Source organism: Nonomuraea sp. LPB2021202275-12-8, from assembly GCF_037044575.1.
In the GTDB taxonomy this organism is placed as follows: domain Bacteria; phylum Actinomycetota; class Actinomycetes; order Streptosporangiales; family Streptosporangiaceae; genus Nonomuraea.
The window spans coordinates 1-938 of the sequence record NZ_JBAHWD010000131.1; the positions used below are offsets into that span (position 1 = coordinate 1).

Genomic DNA, 938 nt, shown 5'->3' on the forward strand with positions numbered 1-938 from the left:
GATCCGGGTCCGCTGGACGACCAGGTCATCGCGGTAGTCGGCCAGCAGTTTCACCTCTCGCGACGGACCGTCCAGGTGCGCGACCGGCAGGTCCGGCTCACGCAGCGCGACCCGGGCGACCGCCAGCGCGTCGATCGGATCGGACTTGCCGCGTTCGCGGCCACCGCGGCGCTGGCTCGCCATCAGCTGGGTGGTAACACGCACCACCCGGTAGCCGGCCCGGAGCAGATCGCCCTCCAGACGCCGGGTCACGTGCCGGCAGTCCTCGATGGCGAACACGACGTCGGGCCATTGGCTCGCCCAGGCCGCGGCGTCCGCGTGACCGTCCGAGGTCGCGCGGACGGTGCGTTCAGTGAGTTTGCGGCCGACCTGGTCGACCGCTACCAGGGTGTGGGTGCGCTTGTGGGCATCGATGCCGATGACGACCAACTGTTCCTCCTGCAGGCTGTTTACCAGGCAGTTCGGTCCATGCCGGTCCGGCGGGCACGCCTAAATCGAGCCATCGCACGCTCCTATCAAGCCACACCGGGCGGCAGGACCCCGGCGGGCCGCACATCGGGACAAGCCACCAGCGTCTGGCCAGGGCAGCGAAGAAACGAGCGAACCCGCCGGGGATGTCATCGATGATATTTAAGCGAAGAAAACCGACGCCGCTTTGAGGATCTCGTTGGCCCGCCGCAGTTCGGCGTTCTCGGCCTTCAGCCGCTTGATCTCCTCGGCTTCGGCCGTGGTGGTCCCGGGCCGCTGTCCTGCATCGATCTGCGCCCGGCGCACCCAGCTGCGCACCGTCTCGGCCGTTCCGATGCCGAGCTTTGCTGCGACCGCTTTCATCGCGGCCCACTCGGTCGGGTAGTTCGGCCGGATCTCCGCGACCATGCGCACCGCGCGCTCACGAAGCTCGGGAGGGTAGGGGGACGGACGTGCCATGACTCGATCCT

General features: G+C 68.4%; 1 protein-coding gene and 1 pseudogene. Both read right to left on the reverse strand.

The window, feature by feature from the left end; all coding sequences use genetic code 11:
- A partial coding sequence (locus V5E28_RS49025; RefSeq protein ID WP_336217194.1) for an IS110 family transposase occupies positions 1–429 on the reverse strand: 429 nt, incomplete at its 3' end.
- A 210-nt stretch (positions 430–639) separates the two neighbouring features.
- Positions 640–927, reverse strand: a pseudogene (locus tag V5E28_RS49030) (transposase); the annotation flags it as partial.
- Between the last annotated feature and the right edge of the window lie 11 nt (positions 928–938).